24 protein-coding genes are annotated in these 25,692 nt (G+C 61.9%); 9 read left to right on the top strand and 15 right to left on the bottom strand.

Translation table 11 applies throughout. The features are described from left to right. Nucleotides 1–61: 61 nt before the first annotated feature. Nucleotides 62–1,108, top strand: a complete 1,047-nt coding sequence (locus tag ACSQ3G_RS20870) for an NAD(P)-dependent alcohol dehydrogenase (RefSeq protein WP_436111391.1) — start codon at nt 62–64, stop codon at nt 1,106–1,108. On the opposite strand, the gene ACSQ3G_RS20875 is transcribed toward ACSQ3G_RS20870, so the two are convergent. From ACSQ3G_RS20875 to ACSQ3G_RS20925, 11 genes are all read right to left on the bottom strand, one after another. Then, nucleotides 1,109–1,813 (bottom strand): AAA family ATPase, encoded by a 705-nt coding sequence (locus ACSQ3G_RS20875; protein ID WP_046669009.1) that lies wholly within the window; start codon nt 1,811–1,813, stop codon nt 1,109–1,111. 116 nt (nt 1,814–1,929) lie between these two features. Then, nucleotides 1,930–3,012 (bottom strand): protein-glutamate methylesterase/protein-glutamine glutaminase, encoded by a 1,083-nt coding sequence (locus tag ACSQ3G_RS20880; RefSeq protein WP_105424770.1) that lies wholly within the window; start codon nt 3,010–3,012, stop codon nt 1,930–1,932. A gap of 3 nt (nt 3,013–3,015) precedes the next feature. After that, complete coding sequence (locus tag ACSQ3G_RS20885; RefSeq protein WP_436111758.1) at nt 3,016–3,861, bottom strand: CheR family methyltransferase; 846 nt, start codon at nt 3,859–3,861, stop codon at nt 3,016–3,018. A 57-nt stretch (nt 3,862–3,918) separates the two neighbouring features. Further along, the gene (locus ACSQ3G_RS20890) at nt 3,919–4,410 is read right to left on the bottom strand and encodes a chemotaxis protein CheW (RefSeq protein ID WP_046602812.1); all 492 of its coding nucleotides are present in this window, start codon (nt 4,408–4,410) and stop codon (nt 3,919–3,921) included. Then, a complete protein-coding gene (locus tag ACSQ3G_RS20895; protein ID WP_436111392.1) occupies nt 4,410–6,332 on the bottom strand; it encodes a HAMP domain-containing methyl-accepting chemotaxis protein in 1,923 nt (640 codons plus the stop codon). The genes ACSQ3G_RS20890 and ACSQ3G_RS20895 overlap by 1 nt, the downstream gene beginning before the upstream one ends. A 181-nt stretch (nt 6,333–6,513) precedes the next feature. Next, nucleotides 6,514–8,325: a methyl-accepting chemotaxis protein gene (locus ACSQ3G_RS20900; protein WP_436111393.1), complete on the bottom strand. Its 1,812-nt coding sequence runs from the start codon at nt 8,323–8,325 to the stop codon at nt 6,514–6,516. A 183-nt stretch (nt 8,326–8,508) separates the two neighbouring features. After that, nucleotides 8,509–10,215 carry a methyl-accepting chemotaxis protein gene (locus ACSQ3G_RS20905; RefSeq protein ID WP_436111394.1) on the bottom strand — a complete coding sequence of 569 codons (1,707 nt, stop codon included), beginning with the start codon at nt 10,213–10,215 and terminating at the stop codon, nt 8,509–8,511. A gap of 24 nt (nt 10,216–10,239) precedes the next feature. Next, nucleotides 10,240–10,755 (bottom strand): chemotaxis protein CheW, encoded by a 516-nt coding sequence (locus tag ACSQ3G_RS20910; RefSeq protein WP_037080182.1) that lies wholly within the window; start codon nt 10,753–10,755, stop codon nt 10,240–10,242. Then, nucleotides 10,752–12,764 carry a chemotaxis protein CheA gene (locus ACSQ3G_RS20915; protein WP_105402237.1) on the bottom strand — a complete coding sequence of 671 codons (2,013 nt, stop codon included), beginning with the start codon at nt 12,762–12,764 and terminating at the stop codon, nt 10,752–10,754. Before ACSQ3G_RS20915 ends, ACSQ3G_RS20910 begins: the two co-directional genes overlap by 4 nt. Beyond that, nucleotides 12,761–13,129, bottom strand: a complete 369-nt coding sequence (locus ACSQ3G_RS20920; RefSeq protein WP_046637913.1) for a response regulator — start codon at nt 13,127–13,129, stop codon at nt 12,761–12,763. The genes ACSQ3G_RS20915 and ACSQ3G_RS20920 overlap by 4 nt, the downstream gene beginning before the upstream one ends. After that, the gene (locus tag ACSQ3G_RS20925; protein ID WP_105402238.1) at nt 13,126–13,455 is read right to left on the bottom strand and encodes a hypothetical protein; all 330 of its coding nucleotides are present in this window, start codon (nt 13,453–13,455) and stop codon (nt 13,126–13,128) included. Before ACSQ3G_RS20925 ends, ACSQ3G_RS20920 begins: the two co-directional genes overlap by 4 nt. Before the next feature lie 335 nt (nt 13,456–13,790). On the opposite strand from ACSQ3G_RS20925, the gene ACSQ3G_RS20930 reads away from it, so the two are divergent. The 7 genes from ACSQ3G_RS20930 to ACSQ3G_RS20960 all read left to right on the top strand — a co-directional run bounded on the left by ACSQ3G_RS20930 (nt 13,791) and on the right by ACSQ3G_RS20960 (nt 21,636). Then, nucleotides 13,791–15,524, top strand: a complete 1,734-nt coding sequence (locus ACSQ3G_RS20930) for a methyl-accepting chemotaxis protein (RefSeq protein ID WP_436111395.1) — start codon at nt 13,791–13,793, stop codon at nt 15,522–15,524. 176 nt (nt 15,525–15,700) lie between these two features. After that, entirely contained in the window at nt 15,701–16,108 is a 408-nt protein-coding gene (gene rbfA / locus ACSQ3G_RS20935) for a 30S ribosome-binding factor RbfA (RefSeq protein WP_046611492.1), read from the top strand. Nucleotides 16,109–16,120: 12 nt separating this feature from the next. Beyond that, complete coding sequence (gene truB / locus ACSQ3G_RS20940) at nt 16,121–17,050, top strand: tRNA pseudouridine(55) synthase TruB (protein ID WP_105402240.1); 930 nt, start codon at nt 16,121–16,123, stop codon at nt 17,048–17,050. Between the two features lie 151 nt (nt 17,051–17,201). After that, nucleotides 17,202–17,471, top strand: coding sequence for a 30S ribosomal protein S15 (rpsO, locus tag ACSQ3G_RS20945; protein ID WP_038547700.1), 270 nt, complete (start codon nt 17,202–17,204; stop codon nt 17,469–17,471). A gap of 336 nt (nt 17,472–17,807) precedes the next feature. Then, nucleotides 17,808–19,940, top strand: coding sequence for a polyribonucleotide nucleotidyltransferase (pnp, locus tag ACSQ3G_RS20950; protein WP_436111396.1), 2,133 nt, complete (start codon nt 17,808–17,810; stop codon nt 19,938–19,940). A gap of 90 nt (nt 19,941–20,030) precedes the next feature. Continuing rightward, nucleotides 20,031–21,038 (top strand): class I SAM-dependent methyltransferase, encoded by a 1,008-nt coding sequence (locus ACSQ3G_RS20955; protein WP_436111397.1) that lies wholly within the window; start codon nt 20,031–20,033, stop codon nt 21,036–21,038. Nucleotides 21,039–21,240: 202 nt separating this feature from the next. After that, nucleotides 21,241–21,636 (top strand): hypothetical protein, encoded by a 396-nt coding sequence (locus tag ACSQ3G_RS20960; protein WP_436111398.1) that lies wholly within the window; start codon nt 21,241–21,243, stop codon nt 21,634–21,636. Between the two features lie 3 nt (nt 21,637–21,639). On the opposite strand, the gene fabI is transcribed toward ACSQ3G_RS20960, so the two are convergent. The 3 genes from fabI to fabA are packed head-to-tail and all read right to left on the bottom strand — an operon-like array spanning nt 21,640 to nt 24,237. Continuing rightward, the gene (gene fabI, locus ACSQ3G_RS20965; RefSeq protein ID WP_038547712.1) at nt 21,640–22,446 is read right to left on the bottom strand and encodes an enoyl-ACP reductase FabI; all 807 of its coding nucleotides are present in this window, start codon (nt 22,444–22,446) and stop codon (nt 21,640–21,642) included. Between the two features lie 4 nt (nt 22,447–22,450). Then, nucleotides 22,451–23,674, bottom strand: a complete 1,224-nt coding sequence (fabB, locus tag ACSQ3G_RS20970; protein WP_046602824.1) for a beta-ketoacyl-ACP synthase I — start codon at nt 23,672–23,674, stop codon at nt 22,451–22,453. A 47-nt stretch (nt 23,675–23,721) separates the two neighbouring features. Further along, nucleotides 23,722–24,237: a 3-hydroxyacyl-[acyl-carrier-protein] dehydratase FabA gene (gene fabA, locus ACSQ3G_RS20975; protein WP_037080143.1), complete on the bottom strand. Its 516-nt coding sequence runs from the start codon at nt 24,235–24,237 to the stop codon at nt 23,722–23,724. Nucleotides 24,238–24,553: 316 nt separating this feature from the next. Here fabA and irrA point away from each other — a divergent pair, with 316 nt between their 5' ends. After that, on the top strand, nt 24,554–24,970 hold the full coding sequence (irrA, locus tag ACSQ3G_RS20980) for an iron response transcriptional regulator IrrA (RefSeq protein ID WP_037080327.1): 417 nt from the start codon (nt 24,554–24,556) through the stop codon (nt 24,968–24,970). Nucleotides 24,971–24,975: 5 nt separating this feature from the next. Here irrA and ACSQ3G_RS20985 read toward each other — a convergent pair whose 3' ends face one another. Further along, the gene (locus ACSQ3G_RS20985; RefSeq protein ID WP_046637907.1) at nt 24,976–25,632 is read right to left on the bottom strand and encodes a trimeric intracellular cation channel family protein; all 657 of its coding nucleotides are present in this window, start codon (nt 25,630–25,632) and stop codon (nt 24,976–24,978) included. Between the last annotated feature and the right edge of the window lie 60 nt (nt 25,633–25,692).

The following is a 25,692-nucleotide window of genomic DNA, read 5'->3' on the forward strand; positions in this document are numbered from 1 at the left end:
CTGCCTTGATCTCGCCCGGAAGCTCGGCCAGCGTCAGAAAGTAATCGGAAGGAAACATCGCATGCAGCAGGCACTGGTGCTCGAGAAAAAAGGCGTTCTCGCGCTGAGGGAGATCGATCTTCCGACCGAGGTCGGGCCGGGCGACGTGAAGATCGCCATCGATACGGTCGGTGTCTGCGGCAGCGACGTTCACTATTACACCCACGGCGCAATCGGCCCCTTTGTTCTGCGTGAGCCGATGGTGCTCGGTCATGAGGCGGCCGGCATCGTCGTCGAGGTCGGCAGCGAGGTGAAGACCTTGAAGATCGGCGACCGCGTCTGCATGGAACCGGGCGTACCGAACCTGTCGTCACGCGCCTCCAAGCTCGGCCTCTACAACGTCGATCCGGACGTCCGTTTCTGGGCGACGCCGCCGGTCCACGGGGTGCTGACGCCGGAAGTCATCCACCCGGCAGCCTTCACCTACAAGCTGCCGGACAACGTCTCCTTTGCCGAAGGTGCCATGGTGGAGCCGTTCGCGATCGGCATGCAGGCCGCCAGCCGCGCCCGTATCCAGCCCGGCGATGTCGGTGCGGTGATCGGTGCCGGCCCGATCGGCATCATGGTGGCACTGGCGGCACTCGCGGGCGGTTGCGCCCGCGTCTTCATCTCGGATCTGAGCCCCGACAAGCTGAAGATCGCCGGCCAGTACCCGGGCATCATCCCGGTCAACATCACCGAACGGCCGTTTGCCGAGGTCATCGCCGAAGCGACCGGCGGCTGGGGCGCGGATGTCGTGTTCGAGGCGAGCGGCAGCCCGAGGGCCTATGCAGGCATGCTGGACCTGGTGCGGCCGGGCGGCGCCTTCGTGCTGGTCGGCCTGCCGGTCGAGCCGGTGCCGTTGGACGTCTCGAGCGCCATCTCCAAGGAAGTTCGCTTTGAGACCGTGTTCCGCTACGCCAACATCTTTGACCGGGCGCTGGAACTGATCGCGTCCGGCAAGGTCGACTTGAAGCCGCTGATCACCGGCGTCTTCGATTTCAAGGATTCGATCAAGGCCTTCGAGCGGGCCGCCGCAGCACATCCGTCCGACGTCAAGCTGCAGATCCTGATGAACGGCAAGGCGTGATCAGGCAGCGCGGACGAAGCGCTTCGAAAGCGAGGCCGGCTTGTGGAGCGGCACGCGGCGGAGCATTTCGAGCGCGAACAGGCGGGCGTTCTGCCGGGCCTTGTCGAGATTGCTGATGCGGTTTTCGTCCATCGTGTAGAGCGTGCCGCCGAGATCGAAGATGTCGCGGAAGGCGGCGCGTTCGATGATCGGCGTGTCCAGCACTTCGACCTTGCGTTCGGCCAGCAGCATCTTCACCGCAAGCAGGGCCCGGGTCGTCACCATCGAGTTGACGCGGGTCAGAACGACCGAGTGCGGCACGCGGAGATTGGCCTTTTCTTCCAGATAGCGCAGCAGTTCCAGCACGTTTGCGCCGCCCTGGGCATCCATGGCGCAACCCTGGATAGGGATCAGCACGTGGTCGGAAAGTCCGATCGCCTTGGCAAGCAGCGGGCTCTGGGCGCCGGGCAGGTCGAGCACGAAATAATCGGTCTTGTGGCGGTTCTCGGAAATATGCCGGTCGATCGAAGCCTGCGTTACATAGGAAATGACGTTGAGCTTGTCATCGCGCGGCGAGAGCATGTGCCAGCGAGTGATCCAGTATTGCGGATCGGCATCCAGAATCGTGACGCGGTAGCCTTGCTCAACAAGTTCGGTTGCAAGAAGAAGCACAGCGGTGGTCTTGCCCGCTCCGCCCTTGGTGTTGGCAAAGGTAATGACTGGCATCTTGGGTCCCTGTCCGGCTACGAGCGAAATATTGCTCTCTCACCGCACCCTCATGATGCGTTGCCCCATTCTTGCCAAACATGGTTAACGAGCCGTGAAAAATCCGTTGCCAGATCTTACCGCCGACGATCGGCGGCGAGGATTTCCCGGGCGATCTGTTCGAGCGGCACGACCTTGTCGACGCCGCCATGGGCGATGGCTTCCTTGGGCATGCCGAACACCACGGACGACGCTTCGTCTTGGGCCACCGTATAGGCGCCCGCCTGATGCATCTCGTTCATGCCGCGGGCGCCGTCGTCGCCCATGCCGGTCATGATCACGCCCATCGCATTGCTGCCGGCCGAGCGTGCGGCGGACCGGAATAGCACGTCGACGGACGGACGATGGCGGCTGACCAGCGGGCCTGAGCGGATCGAAACCTCGTAACGCGCGCCGCGCCGTTCTAGCAGCATATGCTTGTCACCGGGGGCGATCAGCACATGGCCACGCAGTACCGGATCGCCGTCGGCCGCCTCCTTGACCTCGACTTCGCACAGGCTGTTGAGCCGCTTGGCGAAGGCCGCGGTGAATTTTTCCGGCATGTGCTGGACGATGACCATGCCCGGAGAATTGGCCGGCAGGGCTTCGAGAAGCTCGCGCAGGGCCTCGGTTCCGCCGGTCGAGGCGCCGACGCAGACGACCATTTCGGTGGTCTTCGCCATGGCGCCGGCCTTGGGGGGCGGAAGCACCGCGTCGGCCGTCAGCTTGGCGGTCGTTCCGCCTTCGGAAATGCGTGACGGGCGCAGCCGGCCGACCCGGGCGCGCGCCGCTCCCTTGACCGCGGTGCGGATCCTTTCGGCGGATTCGGCAAGGTGGTCGGCCGCGCCGATCTTCGGCTTCAGGATGATATCGACAGCGCCCGCCTCGAGCGCCTGCATCAGCGTTTCCGAGCCGCTTTCGGTCAGAGACGAGCACATCACCACCGGAATGGGATGCTGGGACATCAGCTTGCGCAGAAAGGTGATGCCGTCCATCTGCGGCATTTCCACATCGAGCGTGATGACGTCGGGGATTTCCTCGCGCAGTTTTCGCGCCGCCATGAAGGGATCGCTGGCCGCGCCTATGACTTCGATGTCCGGATCCGCCGACAGGACGGCCGTCAGGGTCTGGCGGACGCTGGCGGAGTCATCAATGATCAGAACGCGAATTTTGCCGCTCATGGTTCATACTCGCTTGAACACAGTATTTGCCACCTGACGGATAGGCAGGTCGAAGCCAGTCACGGTTTCCGAATGACCGATGAACAGATAACCTCCGGGTAGCAGGGCTTGGCAAAGGCGGGACAGTACATGCTGCTGCGTCGGCTTGTCGAAATAGATCAGCACGTTGCGGCAGAAGATCATGTGCATCAGGTCGCCGACGGGGTAGGCCTCGTCCATCAGGTTCAGCCGGGCGAAACCGACGTGGGAGCGCAGTTTCGGTGAAATACGCACTTCCTGCCGACGGCTGTCGGACGAACGCATGACATATTTGCTCATCATGTCGGCCGGGACAGGCGCCAGGAGATCGCTCTGGTAGACGCCGCGCTGGGCCTTCTGCAGCACGTCGGTCGAAAGATCGGTGGCAAGCACGAAATAGTCACGTTCCGGCGTCGACGAGCTCAGAAATTCCGAAAGCACCATGGCTATCGTATAGGGCTCGGCGCCCGTCGAGCAGGCCGAACTCCAGGTGCGGATGCGCCGGTCGGCGTAGGTTTTCAGGATGTCCGGCAACGCCGTCTGCATCATGTAGTCGAAATGCTTCGGCTCGCGGAAGAAGTCGGTCTTGTTGGTGGTCACCGCATCGATGAGGAAGATCGATTCGGCCTCGATACCTCCGTGTTTGAAGAGGTAATCGCAATAACTGTCGAAAGTCGGCATGGCCGTGACGCGCAGGCGCCGGCGAAGCCGTCCTTCGAGCATGGTCATCTTGCTGTGCGGCATCTTGATGCCGCTATAGTCGTAGATGTACTTCGAAAGCAGATCGAAGTTGCGCTTGCTCAGCCGGTCATCGAGCGGCTGGCTCCTCATTGCTGCACTCACGCGCGTGCCCCCCGTACAAGAACCTATTCGGTTATGCGAATTCCGTCATGCGACCTGGGACTGCGGCCCGACATCGGCGAGCGCCGATCCGGAATCCGAAAACAGCCGTGCAAGGTCGACAACGACAACGAAGCCGCTCTCCCGGCGCACCACGCCGGCGATATAATCGGAGCGCCAGCGCACCCCGATATCCGGCGCCGTCTCGATCTGTTCCTTGCGGAACGGCACCACTTCGAAGACCCGGTCCGCGACGAGGCCGAGCACCAGGACGCGATCGGCGACCGGCACGTCGAGCACCAGAATGCGCGTATGCGGCGTCTTGACCGTCCTCGTCAGGCCGAGGCGAAGACGGAGGTCGATCACCGGCACGCCCTGTCCGCGCACATCGCGCAGGCCGAGCAGATATTCCGGGCCGTGCGGGATCTTGAACGGCTCCTCGTGGTCGAGGATCTCGCGGACCACCTCGACGGGGACCGCGAAAATCTCATCGCCTAGGCTGAAGGTTACGAACTGGGATTCGGAGGATATGCCTGCCATTACGCGCTCTCCCTGAAATCGTCATCGTCCGCGTCCGGGCCGCCCATCGACAGATCGAGGGCAAAACCTTTCACGCGGGCCTGTTGTGCATTGACTGAATGACCGGCCGAATAGGCCTTGGGTGCCGGCTGGACCCTGGATTTGGCCGGTGCGGGCTTGGCGGTTGGGACCGGCTGGCTCCGCTGCTTGGATCCGGCCCGGTCGACCTTGAAGAACGCGATCGAGGCCTGCAGTTCTTCGGCCTGGGCGGCGAGTTCTTCGGACGTCGCCGACATCTGTTCGGAGGCGCCGGCATTCTGCTGGGTCACCTTGTCGAGCTGCTGGATCGCTTCGTTGATCTGCGAAGCACCGATATCCTGCTCGCGGCAGGCAGCGGAGATTTCCGAGACGAGCTCCGCAGTCTTGTGGATCGCGGGCACGAGCTTGTTCAGCATCTCGCCAGCGTCGGTTGCGACCTGCACCGTTTCGCCGGAAAGTGCGCTGATCTCGGCAGCAGCAGCCTGGCTGCGTTCGGCAAGCTTGCGCACTTCCGATGCGACGACCGCAAACCCCTTGCCGTGTTCGCCGGCACGGGCGGCTTCCACCGCGGCATTCAGGGCGAGAAGGTCGGTCTGGCGGGCGATTTCCTGGACGATCGAGATCTTCTCGGCGATCGTGCGCATCGCGCCGACGGCGCGGCCGACGGCCTGGCCGGAGGCTTCGGCATCACGCGAGGATTGGCGGGCGATCTTTTCCGTCTGCGCGGCGTTGTCGGCGTTCTGCTTGATGTTGGCCGCCATCTGTTCCATCGAGGCAGAGGCTTCTTCGGCCGAAGAGGCCTGTTCGGTGGCGCCCTGGCTCAGCTGTTCCGAGCTTGCGGAAAGCTCCTGGCTGCCGGAGGAGACGTTGCTCGATGCCGCCAGGGCATCGGCGACGACGCCGCGAAGGCGTTCACCCATGCTCTGCAGCGCAAGCCCAAGCGTGTCCTTGTCGGAGAGCGGTTTTGGCGAGACGGTCAGGTCGCCGTTGGCGATCTGGTCGGCGACATGTGCCGTGGTGCGCAGGTTGGCCACCATGCTCTGCATGGCGAGCCCAAGCGTATCCTTGTCGGAAAGCGGCTTGACGTCGACGGCAAGGTCACCCTCCGAGATGCGCTCGGCGATCGCCGCCGTATTGCGCAGGTTGCCGGTCATCACGTTGACGGTGTCGATCAGATCCTTGACCTCGTCATTCGTCTTGACCTCGACTTTCTGGTTGAGGTCGCCGATGGCCACTGCGTTGGCGACGGACGCGATCTTCTTGAGGCCGTTGTTGATACCGAGCGTGATCCAGAAGGCGGCGCCGATGGCGATCAGCACAGCCGCAATCGAGGCGACGCTCAAGACCATCATCGTCGAGGCGAACAGATCCTGGTTCGCTTTTTCGGTATTTGCCATGCCCTTGCGCTGGATATCGAGGAGAACCTTGATGGCCTCGCCCATATCGGCGGTCATGGTGCGCAGATCGCCCATGGAGAGCGCCAGAGCGCCGGCCTGATCACCGCGGGCCTGAACTGCCTGCAAGTCGTTGGACTTCTGCTGGAACTGCTTGCCGATCGTCAGTAGTTTTTCCCAGTAGGGCTTGCCTTCCGGAGAGGCGATCGAAAGCCCTTCCTGAACGGCCTTGAACATCAGTTCCGTGTTGTCGTCCGCTTCCTTGTGGAATTTCGCGGCATCCGCGAGATTGGTCGCAAGCAGCGCGTTTTTCTGGGCGCGCACCGCATCGACCTCGTTCACATTGGCGGCGAGCGCAAGCTCCAGACGACGAACCGGGCCGTCGACCATCTTGACGCTGGCGTCGTTGAGTCCGCCAAGGCTCAGGCTGCCGTAGACTGCAATGCCGACCAGCAGCAGCGTCAACAGGGCGAAAGCCAATCCCAATTTCAGTTTGATTGTAAACCGCATCTTAAATCCCCCGAATTTCTTGAAACAACCGGCAGAGCCGCCCTATCCTCAGATGCGACCGGGAAAAGTCTGGCTGAAAGGCCGGTAGGCCGACCGCCGGAACTTTTCATGGCTCGCATTAACGCAGTTACGCTGGCCATTGACGGGACCTGACGGCCCCGCTCATGTGTCTGAAAGCCGCTCAGGCACTTTCCCTGAAATCATCGTCATCCTGGTCGGGGCCACCCATCGAAAGATCAAGCGCAAATCCCTTGGCGCGGGACTGCTGCGCCTTCACGGAATGCTCGGTTGGCCGGGAAGCGGCGAACTTCGACATCTGTTTCGCGCCGGGTTTTGCCGGTGCGTGGGCTTTGGTCCCGGGCTGGGTCCGAGCCTTTGCGGTAGCGCGCTCGACCTTGAAGAAGGCGATCGAGGCCTGCAGTTCTTCTGCCTGGGCTGCGAGTTCTTCCGAGGTCGCCGACATCTCTTCGGAGGCGCCGGCATTCTGCTGGGTCACCTTGTCGAGCTGCTGGATCGCTTCGTTGATCTGGGAAGCACCGATATCCTGCTCGCGGCAGGCGGCGGAGATTTCCGACACCAGTTCCGCAGTCTTCTGGATGTCCGGCACCAGCTTGTTGAGCATCTCGCCGGCTTCCGTTGCGACCTGCACCGTTTGGCCGGAGAGGGCGCTGATTTCGGCAGCGGCAGCCTGGGACCGTTCGGCAAGCTTGCGCACTTCCGATGCGACCACCGCAAACCCCTTGCCGTGTTCGCCGGCACGGGCGGCTTCCACCGCGGCGTTCAGGGCGAGCAGATCGGTCTGGCGAGCGATTTCCTGGACGATCGAGATCTTCTCGGCGATCGTGCGCATGGCGCCGACGGCGCGGCCGACGGCCTGGCCGGAGGCTTCGGCGTCCCGTGACGACTGGCGGGCGATCTTCTCGGTCTGCGCGGCGTTGTCCGCATTCTGTTTGATGTTGGCCGCCATCTGTTCCATCGAGGCGGAGGCTTCTTCGGCCGAAGATGCCTGTTCGGTCGCGCCCTGGCTCAGCTGCTCCGAACTTGCCGAAAGCTCCTGGCTGCCCGAGGATACGTTGTCGGATGCGGCGAGCGCATCACTGACCACGCCGCGCAGGCGTTCCACCATGCTTTCGAGCGCCAGGCCGAGCGTATCCTTGTCGGAGAGCGGTTTCGGCGAGACGGTCAGGTCACCGTTGGAAATCTGGCTGGCGATAGTCGCCGTATTGCGCAGGTTCGCCGTCATCGTGTTGATCGTGTCGACCAGATCCTTGATCTCGTCGTTTGTCTTGATCTCGATATTCTGGTCGAGATCTCCGATCGACACTGCCTTGGCGACGCCCATGATCTTGGTGAGGCCCCTGCCGATCCCGAGGGCGATCCAGAACGCCGTTGCCGCTGCGGTGACGACGGCCACCACCGCGATCGCGATCATCAGGCTGCGCGTCGTCCAGTAGCTGGCTTCCGCTTCGTCGTTCGCCTTCTGCATCCGGTCGCGGTTGATCTGTACGGCCTCGTCCAGTTGCGCGGAAAGTTCCATGATCGCCTTGCGGCTTTCTCCGGCCGAGAGGGCGATCGCCTCCTGCATGTCGCCGCGCTTGACCGCGGCGTCGACTTTTTCGTTCGCAGCGTGATTGGTCGTCGAGAGCGCACGCGTCTCATCCCAGAACTGCTTCTGGTCTGCCGACGCCGTCGAAGCCAGCTGGTCCAGCAACGTGGTGAACTGAAGCTCCAGCTTGTCGCCGTCGACGTAGAACTTTTCGATCTCCTGCGGCGAGGTGGCGAGCAGCATGTTCTTCTGTGCGCGGATGCGATTGAGCGACAGGATGTCCATCTGCTGGACGCTATCGAGGCGCTTTGCCGCGACCTCTGTCACGTAGGTCATGGAATCGTGCGCGGCGGCGAGGCTGTATATCCCATAGCCGGCGGTACCAATCAGCAGGCTGACAAGAAAGCCGAAAGCCAGTCCCAGCTTGGCCTTGATCGTAAATCGCATAGCCCTATCCCCTCGAGGCGGTGAAGTGCATCAGTCAGTGCTTCCTCCGGCGGAGGAAAGCGGTTGGAACGAGAAGACCGATACATTCACCCTTCTGCGATGGTCCGGCAGCCCGGACATTCTCCCGCTTACATGCGAGAGGCGATCCCGGATCTCTGTTGATCCGGGACCCTTTCAATTCCTTCAGGCGCTTTCGCGGAAGTCCGCGTCGTCGGCATCCGGTCCGCCCATCGACATGTCGAGGGCAAAACCCTTGGCGCGGGCTTGCTGGCTGAGCACCGAATGATCGGCCTTGTGAGACGGCTGTCCCGCAGCGCGGCGCATCGGGGCCGGCTTGCCAATCGGCTTGTGGGCCGCAACGGTAGCCGGAGCCCGCTTGGTCGGCTTTTTGCCGCCGGCCTGATCGACCTTGAAGAAGGCGATCGAGGCCTGCAATTCTTCGGCTTGCGAGGCGAGTTCTTCGGAAGTCGCCGACATCTCTTCGGAGGCGCCGGCATTCTGCTGGGTCACCTTGTCGAGCTGCTGGATCGCTTCGTTGATCTGCGAAGCGCCGATGTCCTGCTCGCGGCAAGCGGCGGAGATTTCTGAGACCAACTCAGCGGTCTTCTGGATGTCCGGCACCAGCTTGTTGAGCATCTCGCCGGCTTCCGTTGCGACCTGCACCGTTTCGCCCGAGAGCGCGCTGATTTCGGCAGCGGCAGCCTGGGACCGTTCGGCGAGCTTGCGGACTTCCGAGGCGACCACTGCAAAACCCTTGCCGTGTTCGCCGGCACGGGCGGCTTCCACCGCGGCGTTCAGGGCGAGCAGATCGGTCTGGCGGGCGATCTCCTGGACGATCGAGATCTTCTCGGCGATCGTGCGCATCGCGCCGACGGCGCGGCCGACCGCCTGGCCGGATGCTTCGGCGTCACGCGACGACTGGCGGGCGATCTTTTCCGTCTGCGCGGCGTTGTCGGCATTCTGCTTGATGTTGGCCGCCATCTGCTCCATCGAGGCGGACGCTTCTTCGGCCGAGGAGGCCTGTTCGGTCGCACCCTGGCTCAGCTGTTCCGAGCTTGCCGAAAGCTCCTGGCTGCCCGAGGAGACGTTGTCGGATGCCGCGAGCGCATCGCCCACGACGCCGCGCAGACGCTCGATCATCGTGTTGACGTAACCAAGCAGCTCGCCGATCTCGTCCTTGCTGGTGATCGAGGCAAACCTGGTCAGGTCACCGTCGGCGACGTTCTGAACTGCCGTTACCGCATTGCGCAGACCCCTGTTGATCGAAAGCGCGATCCAGAGCGCGGCCAGCACGGCGATCAGGAAAGCGGCGCTGGCGACCGAGATCATGATCAAGCGGGTCTGGGCGTAATCCAGATCGGTTTGTTTGTCGGCCTCGCTGAGGCGGCTCTCCTCGAGCTTGACTACATCCGAGAGCAGCGTGTCGATGTCGTTGGTGACAGCGCGGGCCTCATTGTTGGAAATGTGCAGCGCGGAGGCTGAGTCCCCGCCGAGCATAGAGTTGCGGATCCGGTCGTCCTGCTTGCGGAACTCGACCGTGAAGCCGCCAAGCTTCGCCCACAGAGCCTTGCCCTGCTCGGTTGCACGGGCTTCAACCGCCTTGAGCGTTTCGTCGAACGTGCGTCGAGCCTCATCGCCCTTTGCGATATATCCCTGCATCTCTCCAGGATTTGCAGCCAGGAGCAGGTTCTTCTGCTGACGGGTCTGCTGGAGCTGCTCGTTGTTCAGGTTCTGGGCCAGTTTCAGGCGCAGGGCCGGCCCCTGCAGCACATTCTCGAGCGTGTCGTTCATGTTGCCAAGGCTGACGATGCCGTAGGCGGCGGTCGCAAGCAGCATGATGATGATGAAACCGAATGCTGAAGCCAGCTTAAGCTTGATCGAAGCGTGCATTTTTTTCGTCCATCGAAAGGGTGATCAACCGTGGGAAGCCCCGGTCGCGGAATGGTCGTGTTGGGCGGAGAAGATCGCCTGGAGATTGGGGAGAATGATGAACTCCGCCCCCCGCTTGACGAGGCAATCGATGAAATCCGGCCGCCAGCGCATGCCCACGCTCGGCGGCGGTTCGCCGGCGGCGCGGAGCAGGGTGGTGACCTCATGCACTTTGTCTGTACGGATGCCTGCAAGAACCGGTTCGCCGCCGATGTTGATCGCGATGACGATGATCCGGCTGTCGATCGTCGGCTTCGTCGCTTCCATGCCGAATGCGAGCCGGATATCGGCCAGCGGAATGACCTTGCCGCGGAAGTTGATGACGCTGCCGACGAAGGCTTTTGCGCCGGGAACCATGGTCTCGGGCAGGAGATCGAGGATTTCCTGTACGCTCACGGCTTCCAGCGCGAACATCTCGCCGGCGATATCGAATGTCAGGACTTCCAGCTCGTCGCGGCCGCCCCAGAGGTTTTCGGAGATCTTTCTGACTGCTTCGTTCATCCGGCCGCGCGCAGATGCGCCTCCTGTTGTTGTCCTTCGGCCACGAGATGGCCGACGTCGAGGATCAACGCCACGTCCCCGTCGCCGAGGATGGTCGCCCCCGAGAAGGTGGCGACGTCGTGGTGCAGTTTCGACATTCCCTTGATGACCGTCTGGTGGTCGCCGATGATCTGGTCGACGACCAGGCCCACCCGTTCGGAACCGGTCGAGATGACGACCACCTTCTGGAAGGGATCGGGCTTGGTGCCGGTGCGGAACAGGTCCCGAAGCCTGAGGAACGGCACCAGGCTGTCGCGCAGCGAGATGAAGCTGCGGCCGCGCGAGCGCATGTCTTCCTCGATCGGAAGTTCGAGGCATTCCTCCACCGCCGAAAGCGGGATGACATAGCGGCCGTCGCCGACCCGCACGAGCAGCCCGTCGATGATCGCGAGCGTCAGCGGGATGGCGAGCGAGATCTCTGAACCCTTGCCAACGTGGCTTGTGACGTTGATCGTGCCGCGCAAAGCGTCGATCGTCCGCTTGACCACGTCCATGCCGACGCCGCGGCCGGAGAGGTTGGTGACCGTCTGGGCCGTCGAGAAGCCGGGCTGAAAGATCAGCTGATAGAGTTCCTGGTCGGTGAGGTTGGCATTGGATGCGATGAGACCGGAGGATTCCGCCTTGGCCCGCACCCGCTCCTTGTTGATGCCACGGCCATCGTCCTTGATGGTGATGATCACTTCGCCGGCCTGCTGGCGGGCGGTGAGCAGGATATGGCCCGCCTCCGGTTTGCCGGCGGCACGCCGTTCCTCGGGCGTCTCGAGACCGTGGTCGCAGGAGTTGCGCACGAGATGCACGAGAGGATCGGCAAGGCGTTCGATCACGCTCTTGTCGACTTCCGTCGTTTCGCCCTCGGTCAGCAGCTCGATCGTCTTGCCGGTTTCACGCGCCAGATCGTGTACCAGCCGGCGGAAGCGGCCGAAGAGCTGGGTGACCGGCACCATGCGCAGCACCATCATCGTATCCCGCAGCTCGCCGGACAAGCGTTCCACGTCTTCCGAGACGGCCCGCAGCTGCAGGTCGCCGCTGCCGCCTGCAAGCTGGCTGAGGCGCGACTGGGCGATCACGAGTTCGCCGACCCGGTCCATCAGCTCGTCGAGCTTTTCGGCGGGTACACGGACGTTTTCGGACGTCTTTTTCTGCTTTGCATCGACGAGTGCCGGAGCGGTGGGCGCAGGGGCTGGGGCGGTCGGTGCCGCTGCAACGGCCTGGGGTGCCGGGGCAGGCAGAGCTTCGGCAACCGGGGCTTCGGTCTTGGCCGGCGTGCCGGCGGCGCGCGGAGGCTCCACTGTGACGACGTCGAGCTGCATTTCGTCCATGACGAAGATGAACACGTCGTCGATCGCCGAACGCGGTTGTGTGGTCACGAGCTCGACTTGCCAGGAGACATGAAGATCGGTCGGGGCGAGAAGTTCGAGCGATGGGATGGCGGACCGGTTTGCCACAATCTCGCACTCGCCGAGCTCGCGCAGTTCGTCGAGAAGCGGCAGCGGATTAGTGCCGTTTGCCATCGCGTTCTGCGGCAGGCTGAAGCGGATCTTGAAATGGTTACGGCCCGGCGCAGCCTTGGCGGGGCTGGCCGCGCCCGGGCTGTTGGCGCCATCGACGGCGGCACGCAGGTTGGCGAGAAGCGCTTCGCCCGTTGCCTCATGGTCGCCATTTGGCGTGTCCACCAGGGCACGCATGTGATCCTTGGCTTCCAGAACTGCGGTGACCAGTTCCCGGGTTGCCGGAACTTCGCCCTTGCGGACGCGGTCGAAAGCCGTTTCGCAGTGATGGGTGAAAGCGGCAAGGGCATCGAAGCCGAACATGGCTCCCGATCCCTTCAATGTGTGGAGGCCGCGGAAGACCGCGTCCACCTGATCCTTGTCACCGAGGTTTACATTCAGGTCGAGAAGTCCTGCTTCGATCAGTTCCAGAAGCTCGGCCGCTTCTGTCCTGAAAACCGCGATAGGATCGGGAAAGCTCATCGGCCGAGTACCTTCCGCACGATCTTGACCAAGCTTTCCGGGTCGAATGGCTTGGTGAGCCAGCCGGTGGCACCGGCGGCCTTGGCTTCCTGCTTGATGTCGCTGTCGGATTCCGTCGTCAGGAAGATGACCGGAACGCCCATATGGGCCGGCATCTTGCGCAGTTCCCGGATCATCGTCAGGCCATCCATGTTCGGCATGTTGAGATCGGTGACGATCAGGTCGAACTGGCCGGCCTTGAGCTTGGCGATGCCGTCCAGTCCATCGACTGCCTCGGTGATCTGATATCCGGCATTGCTGAGGGCGACGCGCGTCGTCAGCCGGATGCTGGCGGAATCATCGACTGTTAGGATGCTGGCGCTCATTGAATACCCCCTTGATGAAGCCAGAATTTCAGGTCTTCAGCGGACATCCCTTCGAGGAAGCCGCTGCGCTTCAGAACATCGAGCGTCGAGCCGCTGGCGGGACGGGCCAACGCGATGTGCTTTCCGGCTGTATCGGCATGAATGCGTGCCGCTTCCATGAGCTGGATGAAGCTGATGTCCACCTGGCAGTCATCGTCGAGTTCGATGGTTGCGGAGGCGGTCTTGTCGAGAAACTGCAGCATTTCCTGCTGGACAATGGTGATCGCGCGAACCGTCAGGTTCTGCGGCAGGCGAAGGCAATCTTCTTTAACATCGGAAGCAGGCATTCTTACCTCAACGTAATTCCGAAAGAGCTGAAATAGCTGGCAGAATTTGGACTTGCATCGTTAATGGTGAGTTAATCGCGTATGGCGACTTTTCGCGAAACAATACTTATAGGTTGTATTTTGACCCACCGAGGAGGCGGAAAAATTAACCACAAGTCGCAAATGAGACCGCGGATTCTGCGAGAATTAACCCCTGGGCGCTCACAGTCCCTCTCGCACGGGACAAACCGTATCGGCGACTTGCCGGTGCGGGCCGTCCCAAAACAATACAGACGAGTTCATCGTCGTTATCGTCAGCAGGCAGAGGTCCCGCGGGACCCGAAAGGTGAGGCAAAGTGGCTGTCAGGGCACCCATTTTTGACGTCGCAGACAATTCGACGGGCGTTCTGGTCTTTGTCGACCGGATGGAAACGGCACGGTCACGTATCGAGGAACGCTTTCTCGATGGCGGGGCTGCACTTCTGTCGATCCTCGACGTGCTGAACAAGCTGATCAGCTCTCTCGACCAGTTGACCGGTTCGCTGGATGAAGGAACGGCAAACGCCACGATGGCCGAACTGAAGAGCACGGTCGAGCGCCTGTCGCACCTGACCAGGCTCGAATCCGGACGCCAGATCGGCTTCCAGGAAATCGCCTGTGCCGAGCGCAAGCTCCGGCCCCAGATCGAAGAGATGCAAGAAACGCTGCGTTATCTGCGCACCTTCGCGGTGACCGCAAAGATCACCGGTGCCGGTATTGCCGATTTCGCCGGCTTCGCAGAGGAAATTCTCGCAAGAATCCAGGAGGGCTCGCGCCAGGTCAACGATCTGGCCGGCAAGCTGAGCACCCTCGGCCACGGTCTTGGACCGGTGATGGTCAAGGGGAAGGCGATCCTGGCACGCTACGATCAAACGGTGCCGCAGATCGTTGTCGGCCTCTCCAACGGCGCGGCGGAGATCGGCAAGCACCGCAAGCTGCTGGTCGAGCGCGCCGCGAGGGTGCGTACCGTTGCAGGCGGCATCCAGTCGAAGCTCGCCTCGACGCTGTCGGCCATGCAGGTCGGCGACATCACCCGCCAGCGCATCGAACATTGCCAGTCGGCCCTGCGCATCCTTTCCGACTATCTGGAGTCGCCTGCGGCCGCCAGGCTGACCGGCGACCAGCGCGAAAGCCTGTCGCTGATCATCCGCAAGCTCGTATCGTTGCAGCTCAATCAATCCGTCTCCGACTTCGATCGCGATACTGCAAAGATCGTTGCCATTGTCGCAAGCTTCCGGTCCGATCTGTCGCAGATCGAGGCCCTGCGCGCGACGATGACCGACGCTGACAGCGGCGACAACGACAATGCGATCCGGCAGCTCGAGAGCGGCGTGGCCGCAGCTCGCGGTGCCGTGCGCGAAATCGAGGAGGTTGCCCACCACGCCGGTGAACTCAGCCGGTCGACCAGCGATACCGTCGGGGAACTTGTCGAGGGCATCGGCATCGTCAAGGTCGTGCGCACCGACATTCACTATATGGCGCTCAACACCAACCTGCGTTGCGGCAAGATCGGTGAGGAAGGCAGGGCGATCAACGTCGTGACCGCCGAACTGCGCAACTTCGCCGCTGTGCTCGACGAGACGGCTGAAAAGATCCTGATCGAACTCCAGACGCTTGAAATCGCTGCCAACAAGCTGACCAGCGTCCACGGCGAAGAGAGCGAACAAAGCCTCGACCAGCGTTTGGAAAACGCGCTTGAAAACATCCGCTCGGTCGGCGACCGGATGGATGCCCAGATGTTGGCGCTCGGCGATCAGAGCAGGACGGCGGTCGGCGAGATGGATATCTCGCTCGCCCGGCTGAACTTCAACGCCGAACTCGGCGAGGTGCTGCGTTCCTGTGCCAATGAGATGGAACTCGATGAGGATGTCTTCGAAGCGCCGGGTCTCGAAGAGGCGCTTGCCGATGTCGGCGGCCGCATTGCCCGCCTTTATACAATGGTGAGCGAACGCGAACTGCATGCCGCACTGCTCGGCACCCAGCCGCCGGTGGAAGCCGCTGCCGTCACGACCACCATGTCCGACGACGATATCGACGACGCCCTGTTCTGATCGGCCGGCACCTGCGGGAGCCGGGTTTGGGAGCTGCATCCGGCAGCCCGTCCTGTTAAGATAAAGCGAAGGCCGCGCCTTGACCTTTGGGCGCGCCTGGGTCATGTGACCGCCTTTGCTGACGCAGCGCTTGGAATACGGGACGAACCCCGCAAGTGCTCTAGAAGAGAAATAAAATGACCAAGGCATCATCCTCGGCGCCGTCCCAGCGCATGCTTCGCGTTGGCGAACAGGTCCGCGCCGCCATAACCCAGGTCCTCCAGCGCGGTGAAGTGCGCGACGACCTGATCGAGAAGACCGTAATCTCCGTGTCCGAAGTGCGCATGTCGACGGACCTCAAGGTCGCCACGGCCTATGTGACACCGCTCGGCGTGCCGGATCACGCGGCAGTCATCGAGGCGCTGAACCGCAACGCGAAATACATTCGCGGCCGTATCGGCGGCCAGCTCCGGCAGATGAAATACATGCCGGAAGTCCGCTTCCGCGACGATACCAGCTTCGATAACTACAAGAAGATCGATGAGCTGCTGCGCTCGCCGGAGGTCCAGCGGGATCTCGATGGCGGCAGCGAAGACAAAGAATAGTCAAGAGAACGCATGTCCAAACCCCGCAAACCAAAGGGCCGCCCGGTTTCCGGCTGGCTGATCCTCGACAAGCCGGTCGATTTCGGCTCGACCGAAGCCGTCTCCAAGATCAAATGGCTGTTCAACGCCCAGAAGGCCGGACACGCCGGTACGCTTGATCCGCTCGCCTCCGGCATGCTGCCGATCGCGCTCGGCGATGCGACCAAGACCGTGCCTTACGTCATGGATGGCCGCAAGATTTATGAATTCGCCGTCAGCTGGGGCGAAGAGCGCTCGACCGACGACCTCGAAGGCGAGGTCACGGCCGCTTCCGATATGCGTCCCGACGAACAGTCGATCCGGGACCTCCTGCCGAAATATACCGGCACGATCAGCCAGATCCCGCCGCAGTTCTCGGCCATCAAGATCGCCGGCGAACGCGCCTATGACCTCGCTCGCGATGGCGAAACGGTCGATATCCCCTCGCGTGAGGTGGAGATTTTCCGGCTGACGCTGCTTGGCGTCACCGCGGACAAGGCGCATTTCGAGGTGGAATGCGGCAAGGGCACTTATGTGCGCGCGCTCGCCCGCGATTTCGGCCGCGATCTCGGCTGCTATGGCCATATTTCCGAATTGCGTCGCACCTTCGTCGCCCCGTTCGCCGAGGAAAAGATGGTGCCGCTCGCCGACCTGGTGGCGCTCGAAGAGATCGAGGACCGCGACGAACGCCTGGCGGCGCTCGATGAGTTCCTGATCGATACCGCCGAGGCGCTGTCCAGCCTGCCGCACCTGCCCGTCACCGACGATCAGGCGCATCGGCTGAAAATGGGCAACCCGGTCATCCTGCGCGGCCGCGATGCGCCGCTTGCTGAGGCGGAGGCCTATGCGACCGTACGTGGCAAGCTGATCGCCATCGGCGAGATCGGCCAGGGCGAATTCCGGCCGAAGCGGGTGTTCGGCTGATCGGCGGACGCCTCTTCCAATTGCAACGTGAATGGTCTATAGGCAGCGCCAGCATCAGGAGCCTATAGGCATCCTACTGCATTCATGGCCGAAGCTGAACGACATCTCGGCTTCTGGCGTCTCGTTCTCCTCTTTACGAAAGGATCGTAAGATGTCGATCACTGCCGAGCGCAAGACTGCGCTGATCAAGGAATATGCAACCGTCGAAGGCGACACCGGTTCTCCGGAAATTCAGGTCGCAATCCTGACGGAACGCATCAACAACCTGACGGGTCACTTCAAGGATCACAAGAAGGACAACCACTCGCGTCGTGGCCTTCTGACCATGGTTTCCACCCGTCGCTCGCTTCTTGATTATCTCAAGAAGAAGGACGAGGCCCGTTACAGCAAGATCATTGCTGCTCTGGGTATTCGCCGCTAAAAATTTCCGGCGGGCGCTCTTGGGGCGCCTGCCGGTTCTTTATTCGGGCCAAGGTCCGATGAAATGTTTGCGCTACGCCCTAGTTCGCGTGGTGACTGCCCGCAGACCCGGATGGGCCGGATCTGCCAAACAAACCGTTGACCTGTCATGGGGCAGGATTGCCGGATGCTTTCGGCCAAAGCCCTCGGGGCTTTAGCCGCGGCTCCTTTTCCAGGATGCCGGTGATGCAAAGCCTCCCGTTGTCTTGCCCATGATGTGTCACATTGATTGCGGTCGACTGTGCGCTGCGCCCGATATTCGGCGATGCGTGTGCTCCCGCATTGAAGGACAAGACATATGTTCAATACTCATTCCGTCGAAATCGAATGGGCAGGCCGCCCGCTGAGGCTGGAAACGGGCAAGATCGCCCGCCAGGCTGACGGCGCTGTTCTCGCGACCTACGGCGAGACCGTCGTTCTCGCGACCGTCGTTTCCGCCAAGGCTCCGAAGGCTGGCCAGGATTTCTTCCCGCTCACCGTCAACTACCAGGAAAAGACCTATGCCGCCGGCAAGATTCCGGGCGGCTATTTCAAGCGCGAAGGTCGCCCGTCGGAAAAGGAAACGCTGGTTTCCCGCCTGATCGACCGTCCGATCCGCCCGCTCTTCCCGGAAGGCTACAAGAACGACACCCAGGTCGTCGTTACCGTCGTGCAGCACGACCTTGAGAACGATCCGGACGTCTTGTCGATGGTTGCGGCTTCCGCAGCTCTGACGCTCTCCGGCGTTCCCTTCATGGGCCCGGTCGGCGGCGCTCGCGTTGGTTACATCAACGGCGAATACGTTCTGAACCCGCATCTCGACGAGATGGACGAGTCGGTCCTCGACCTCGTCGTCGCCGGTACGGGCGATGCCGTCCTGATGGTTGAATCCGAAGCCAAGGAACTCAACGAAGACATCATGCTGGGCGCCGTCATGTTCGGCCATCGTGGTTTCCAGCCGGTCATCGACGCGATCATCAAGCTCGCTGAAGTTGCCGCCAAGGAACCCCGCGAATTCGAACCGGAAGACCATTCCGCGCTCGAAGCCGAAATGCTCCAGCATTTCGAAGCCGAGCTTCGCGAAGGCTACAAGATCACCCAGAAGGCCGACCGTTACGCTGCCGTCGACGCCGTCAAGGCGAAGGTGAAGGCCCACTTCTTCCCCGAGGGCGTCGAGCCGAAGTACAGCGCCGAAGTCATCGGAGCCGTCTTCAAGCACCTGCAGGCCAAGATCGTCCGCTGGAACATCCTCGACACCAAGAGCCGCATCGACGGCCGTGATCTCGAGACTGTCCGTCCGATCGTCTCGGAAGTCGGCATCCTGCCGCGCACCCACGGTTCTGCCCTCTTCACCCGCGGCGAGACCCAGGCGATCGTTGTCGCCACGCTCGGCACCGGCGAAGACGAGCAGTACGTCGACAGCCTGACCGGCATGTACAAGGAGCGCTTCCTGCTCCATTACAACTTCCCTCCCTACTCGGTTGGTGAAACCGGCCGCATGGGCTCTCCGGGCCGTCGCGAAATCGGCCATGGCAAGCTCGCATGGCGCGCCATTCGTCCGATGCTGCCGACGCCTGAGCAGTTCCCCTACACGCTGCGCGTCGTCTCCGAGATCACCGAGTCCAACGGCTCGTCTTCGATGGCGACCGTCTGCGGCACTTCGCTCGCACTTATGGACGCCGGCGTACCGCTGGCCAAGCCGGTTGCCGGCATCGCCATGGGCCTCATCCTCGAAGGTGAGCGTTTCGCGGTTCTCTCCGACATCCTCGGCGACGAAGACCACCTCGGCGACATGGACTTCAAGGTAGCGGGTACTGCCGACGGCATCACCTCGCTGCAGATGGACATCAAGATCGCCGGTATCACCGAAGAGATCATGAAGGTCGCACTCGGCCAGGCACAGGGCGGCCGCAAGCACATCCTCGGCGAGATGGCCAACGCTCTCTCGGAAAGCCGTGGCCAGCTGGGCGAATTCGCACCGCGCATCGAAGTGATGAACATCCCGGTCGACAAGATCCGTGAAGTCATCGGTTCGGGCGGCAAGGTCATCCGCGAAATCGTCGAAAAGACCGGCGCCAAGATCAACATCGAAGACGACGGCACCGTCAAGATCGCTTCGTCTTCCGGTAAGGAAATCGAAGCGGCCCGCAAGTGGATCCACTCGATCGTTGCCGAGCCGGAAGTTGGCGCTATCTATGAAGGCACGGTCGTCAAGACCGCCGATTTCGGTGCTTTCGTGAACTTCTTCGGCGCCCGCGACGGCCTCGTGCACATCTCGCAGCTCGCTTCCGAGCGTGTTGCCAAGACCCAGGACGTCGTCAAGGAAGGCGACAAGGTCTGGGTCAAGCTGATGGGCTTCGACGAGCGCGGCAAGGTTCGCCTGTCTATGAAGGTCGTCGACCAGGCCACCGGCCAGGAAGTCAAGAAGGCCGAAGGCGAAGCCGCCGAATAAGGCCTTCTTCCTTCCGAGACATCGAGGCGCGGAAGCTCTTCCGCGCCTTTTGTTTATCTGCTGTCACGAGACGAACCGACGAGACTAGCCATGAGCCGAGACGCCCTGAAAACCCTGTTCCACCCCTTCGACACCGAGGTTGTTCCGATGCCTGGCGAAGGCGAGCGCGTGCTCTTCCTGGGCGCCGAGGCAGGCAACGCCCTACCCGAAGGGTTCGCGGCCGAGATCACCGCGGTACAGTCGTTCCGGCCTTTGTTCCGGGCCCTGAGCGAAGGCGCGTTTCCCGAGGCCGAGGGCGATAGCTACGACGTGGGGCTGGTGCTCTGCGGCAAGCATCGCGGCGAGAACGAAAACCGCGTCGCCGAGGCCCTGGAGCGCGTCAGAACAGGCGGCGTCATCATCGTGGCCGGCGGTAAGGAAGACGGCATCCAGCCGCTCCGCAACACGCTCCTGAAGCTTGGCATCGAACTTGACTACACCCCGAAATATCACGGCGTCGCGATATGGTTCGCCAGGCCCGCCAATGCCGACGCCGCGATCAAGGCGTTGAAGAAGTCGACCGTGGTGATCGACGCCCGGTTCGAGGCAGCACCCGGCATGTTCTCCCACGAGCGCGTGGATGCAGGCTCGGAACTGCTCGCAGGCCGTCTGCCGACCGATTTCGACGGCAATGCTGCCGACTTCGGCGCCGGCTGGGGTTATCTCTCGGTCATGCTGGCCGAAAAGTCGAAGCGCGTGAACCGCATCGATCTTTTCGAGGCCGATTACCAGGCACTGGAATTTGCCAAGCGCAACATCGCGCGCAACTGCCCGGATCTCAACGCCCGTTTCTATTGGCAGGATCTCGGCGCCGAGCCGCCGAAGGAAAAATACGACCTCGTCATCATGAACCCGCCTTTCCACGAGACGCAGGCGACGGACCCCGAACTCGGCAAGACGATGATCCGCACCGCCGCTGCGGCACTCAAGAACGGCGGCCGCCTGATGCTGGTCGCCAATCGCGGCCTGACCTATGAGCCGGTCTTGGCCGAAGGTTTCCGCGAAAGCGGCGAGACTTGCCGCAACGCCCGCTTTAAGGTTCTATGGGCGAAGAAGTAGCCTCGCAAGGACCGATATGCTCGATCGAGATCCGATTGTCATCGCTGACGCAGGGCCGTTGATCCGCCTCGCAGCGGCGGGGCTCCTGGATTCCATGCGGCTCACCAATCGCAGGATCGTTATCGTCGACCGGATCGAGGAAGAGGTCTGTAGCGACCTCTCCAAACCCTATGCGCCGGAGATCGAGGCCTGGATGACGTCCATGAATGGGGCGATCGAGCACGCAGAGACGTTGGAGGGAATCGCGATCGCAGCTTTGCGCGATCGTGCGACAACGCCGGAAGCGCAGGACAAACTCAAGCGGGCATTGAGGAACAGTGGCGAACGGGCCATTCGAGAATATATCGAAGCAATGGACCCGCAGGATACGGATGAGGCATTGGTTCTTTATGAGGACGGCGCCGTTCCGAATCTGATGGCAGCTGCAACGGTTCCGATGACGCTTTTGACGACGCGCGCCTTCGTCAGGGAAATCGAAGCGCGTGGCTACAATCTCGATGCCGTTCAGGCGCTTGAAGCCGTTCCATACAATCTGAAGCCCGCAATACGCACCGTTATCGATGCGAACAGCGGGCCTTCAGAAATTTTCCCTAAATAGCGCTTATTCCGAATCGGCGTTCCGCAGCCGGTCGAGGCTCGGCAGCGAGGTGATGTTGTAGCCGGCGTCCACGTAGTGGATTTCCCCGGTGACGCCGCGGGAGAGGTCCGAAAGCAGGTAGAGGGCGGAGCCGCCAATGTCCTCGATGGTCGCGGTGCGGCGCAACGGCGCGTTCTTCTGGTTCCAGGAGTAGATCGCGCGCGCGTCGGAAATGCCTGCACCCGCAAGCGTGCGCACGGGGCCGGCCGAGATCGCGTTGACACGGATGTCGCGCGGGCCGTAATCGGCGGCGAGATAGCGCACCGAGCTTTCCAGCGCCGCCTTGGCAACGCCCATGACGTTGTAGTTCGGGATGACCCGCATCGAGCCGCCATAGGTCAGCGTCAGGATCGTTCCGCCATCGATCATCAGGTCCGCCGCCCGTTTGGAAATCTCTGTGAAGGAGAAGCAGGAGATCACCATCGTGCGGCTGAAATTCTCGCGCGTGGTGTCGGCGTAAAGGCCTTTCAGCTCGTTCTTGTCGGAAAAGCCGATGGCATGCACTAGGAAGTCCAGCTTGCCCCAGCGCTCCTTGATCGCCGCGAAGGTCGCATCCACCGAGGCGATATCCTCGACATCGCAAGGTACCACGAAATCGGAATTGAGTTCGGCTGCGAGCGGCTTGACCCGCTTGCCGAGCGCTTCGCCCTGAAAGGTGAAGGCAAGTTCGGCGCCCTGCGCTGCGACGGCTTTCGAAATCCCCCAGGCGATGGAGTGATTATTGGCGACCCCCATGATCAGGCCGCGTTTCCCCTGCATGATTCCGGTCATGGATTTATCCGTTAAAGCGCTGGAAGACGAGCGTGGCGTTGGTGCCGCCGAACCCGAAGGAATTGGAAAGGACAGTGTCGATCTTGGCGTCGTCGATGCGCTTGCGCACGATCGGCACACCCTCGAATTCCGGATCCAGGTTTTCGATATGGGCGCTTTCCCCGATGAAGCGTTCCTGCATCATCAGAAGGCCGTAGATCGATTCCTGCACGCCAGCGCCGCCGAGCGAATGGCCGGTCAGCGACTTGGTCGACTGGATATGCGGAATCTTATCACCGAAGACCTGACGGATCGCCCCGATTTCCTTGCTGTCCCCGACCGGCGTCGAGGTGCCGTGGGTGTTGATGTAGTCGACATCGCCTTTCACGGTCGCCAGCGCCTGGCGCATGCAGCGCATCGCGCCTTCGCCCGACGGGGCAACCATGTCGTAGCCGTCCGAGGTCGCGCCGTAACCGACGATTTCGGCATAGATCTTGGCGCCGCGAGCTTTCGCATGTTCGAGTTCTTCGAGAACCAGCACGCCCGCGCCGCCGGCGATGACGAAACCGTCGCGGTCGACGTCATAGGCACGCGAGGCCCTGTCGGGATCGTTGTTGTACTTGGTGGACATCGCGCCCATGGCGTCGAACAGGTTCGACATCGTCCAGTCGAGGTCCTCGTGGCCGCCGGCGAACATCACGTCCTGCTTGCCCCACTGGATCATCTCGGCGGCGTTGCCGATGCAATGTGCCGATGTCGAGCAGGCAGACGAGATCGAGTAATTGACGCCGTGGATCTTGAACCAGGTGGCAAGCGTCGCGGATGCCGTGGACGACATCGCCTTCGGCACGGCGAACGGGCCAATCCGCTTCGGGCTGTTGTTCTTGATGGTGATCTCGGCGGCTTCGATCAGCGTGCGGGTGGAGGGACCGCCCGAACCCATGATGATGCCGGTGCGTTCGTTCTCGCCGATATCCTTGTCTTCAAGGCCGGAATCGGCGATCGCCTGTTTCATGGCGACATGGTTCCAGGCACCGCCCTGGCTGAGGAAGCGCATGGCGCGGCGGTCCACCAATTCCGTCGGATCGAGCGTCGGCCTGCCCCATACCTGGCACTTGAAGCCGTGCTCGGCGAAATCGGGAGAGAAGGAAATGCCGGACTTTGCCTGACGCAAGGATTCGGTGACTTCGGCGGCGTCGCTCCCGATCGAGGATACGATACCGAGACCCGTTACAACTACCCGTCTCATCTCATCAAAACCTTTTCTGCTTGTTCTTCTGTGGCCGCGAAGCAGGATCAGGCGGCCTTTTCCTTCGACAGGCCTACACGAAGGTCTGTTGCCTGGTAAATGGTTTCGCCGTCCGCCTTGAGCCAGCCGTCTGCGGTGCCAAGCACCAGACGACCGCGCATGACGCGCTTGAAGTCGATGCCATACTCGAGCAGCTTGGTGTCCGGGCGGATCATGCCCTTGAACTTCACTTCGCCGGTCGACAACGCCATGCCGCGTCCGGGCTCGCCGAGCCAGCCGAGGAAAAAGCCGGTCAATTGCCACATGCCGTCAAGGCCAAGGCAGCCCGGCATGATGGGATTGCCCTCGAAATGGCAGGGAAAATACCAGTCGTCGGGCTTAACGTCGTATTCGGCGCGAAGATAACCCTTGTCGAACGCCCCGCCTGTTTCCGAAATGTCGGTGATGCGGTGGACCATCAACATCGGCGGCAGCGGAAGCTGCGCATTGCCGGGTCCGAACAGCTCGCCATGGGCGCAAGAGAGAAGTTCTTCGTAAGAGAAGCTGGACTGCCTGGGTGCCATAAATTTCCGTTCCCCCCGTTGAACCTTAGACCTTTTGTTTCAGCAGCTTTAGTGCAAGATCGGTCGGAATTGAAGCGTAACGATGAACTTGCGCTCCGCCTGGGGATGGCAGCCGAGCCACTGGAACATGCGTTTGTTCTGGTCCGCATATAGGAAGCTACAGGCGCAAACCAGAGGCTTGTAGCGAAATTGCGCGTTTTTGGCGCTCTCGCAGCAGGTATCCTGCGGAAACTGTTGAAAGTCCTCGCCGTAAAAGTTATATCCGAAAGTCAAGATACCTTATATGGGCGTGAAACGGCAGGAGTTGACGGGCAATATGGCAGAAGCCATGACGGACATCGAGACGAGACTGCGCCATTGCGGCCTGCGTCCGACGAGGCAGCGCGTTGCGCTTGCCGACCTGCTGTTCGCCAAGGGTGACCGCCACCTGACCGTCGAGGAACTGCACGAGGAAGCCACCTTTGCTGGCGTCCCGGTTTCGCTCGCGACCGTCTACAACACCCTGCACCAGTTCACCGAGGCCGGCCTTATCCGCGTGCTGGCGGTCGAAAGCGCCAGGACCTATTTCGACACCAACATTTCCGATCATCATCACTTCTTCGTCGAGGGCCGCAACGAGGTGCTCGACATTCCGGTCAGCAATCTCCAGATCGGCAACCTGCCGGAAGCGCCGGAAGGCATGGAAATCGCCCATGTGGATGTGATCATCCGCCTGCGCGAAAAGAAAAGCTGACGCTTCTACTCTTTCCCTTTGTTTCCCCTCATAGCCTCGTCCTGCTCCCGGCCGGGCCGTGGCCTGTAGCGCGGCAATGTCCATCCGTAGTGGATCGCGCCGCCACGCAGACCGAAGGCAAGGGCCGCACCCAGGCCTGAACTCGCGTAGAGCGGCAGGCCGAGCGCATTTGCCGCGGTAAACCCGCAGGCGCCTGCCAGTGCGGCGGTGATGTAGATTTCCGGCCTCAGCAGCACCGAAGGCTCGTTGGCGAGAAGATCCCGCAGGATGCCCCCGAAGGCAGCCGTCAGCGCCCCGGTGACGATTGCGATTGTCGGTGATCCCGTGGCGGCAAGCCCCTTTGCCGCGCCGAGCACGCTATAGGCGGCAAGCCCTACCGCATCGAACCAGATCAGCAGGCGATAGCGCCATTCCACCCGGTGGGCCGTGCAGAAGACGAAAGCACCGGCAATCACGCAGATCAGGATATAGGTCGGATCGAGTACCCAGAAGACCGGCATTCGTCCGAGGATGATGTCTCTGAGCGTGCCGCCGCCGAGCCCGGTGACCGCCGCGAAAAACAGGAAGCCGACGAGGTCGAGTTGTTTTCGCGAAGCCGCCAGCGCGCCGGTCGCGGCAAAAAGTGCGATGCCGGCGTAGTCGAGGATCATCAGCAGTGACATGTCAGACCTTGTGATCCAGCGTCGCGCAAGTGCAGGCGGTTAGCATAACCGCCGATCGTT

The organism is Neorhizobium tomejilense (assembly GCF_964254135.1).
Lineage (GTDB): Bacteria > Pseudomonadota > Alphaproteobacteria > Rhizobiales > Rhizobiaceae > Neorhizobium > Neorhizobium tomejilense.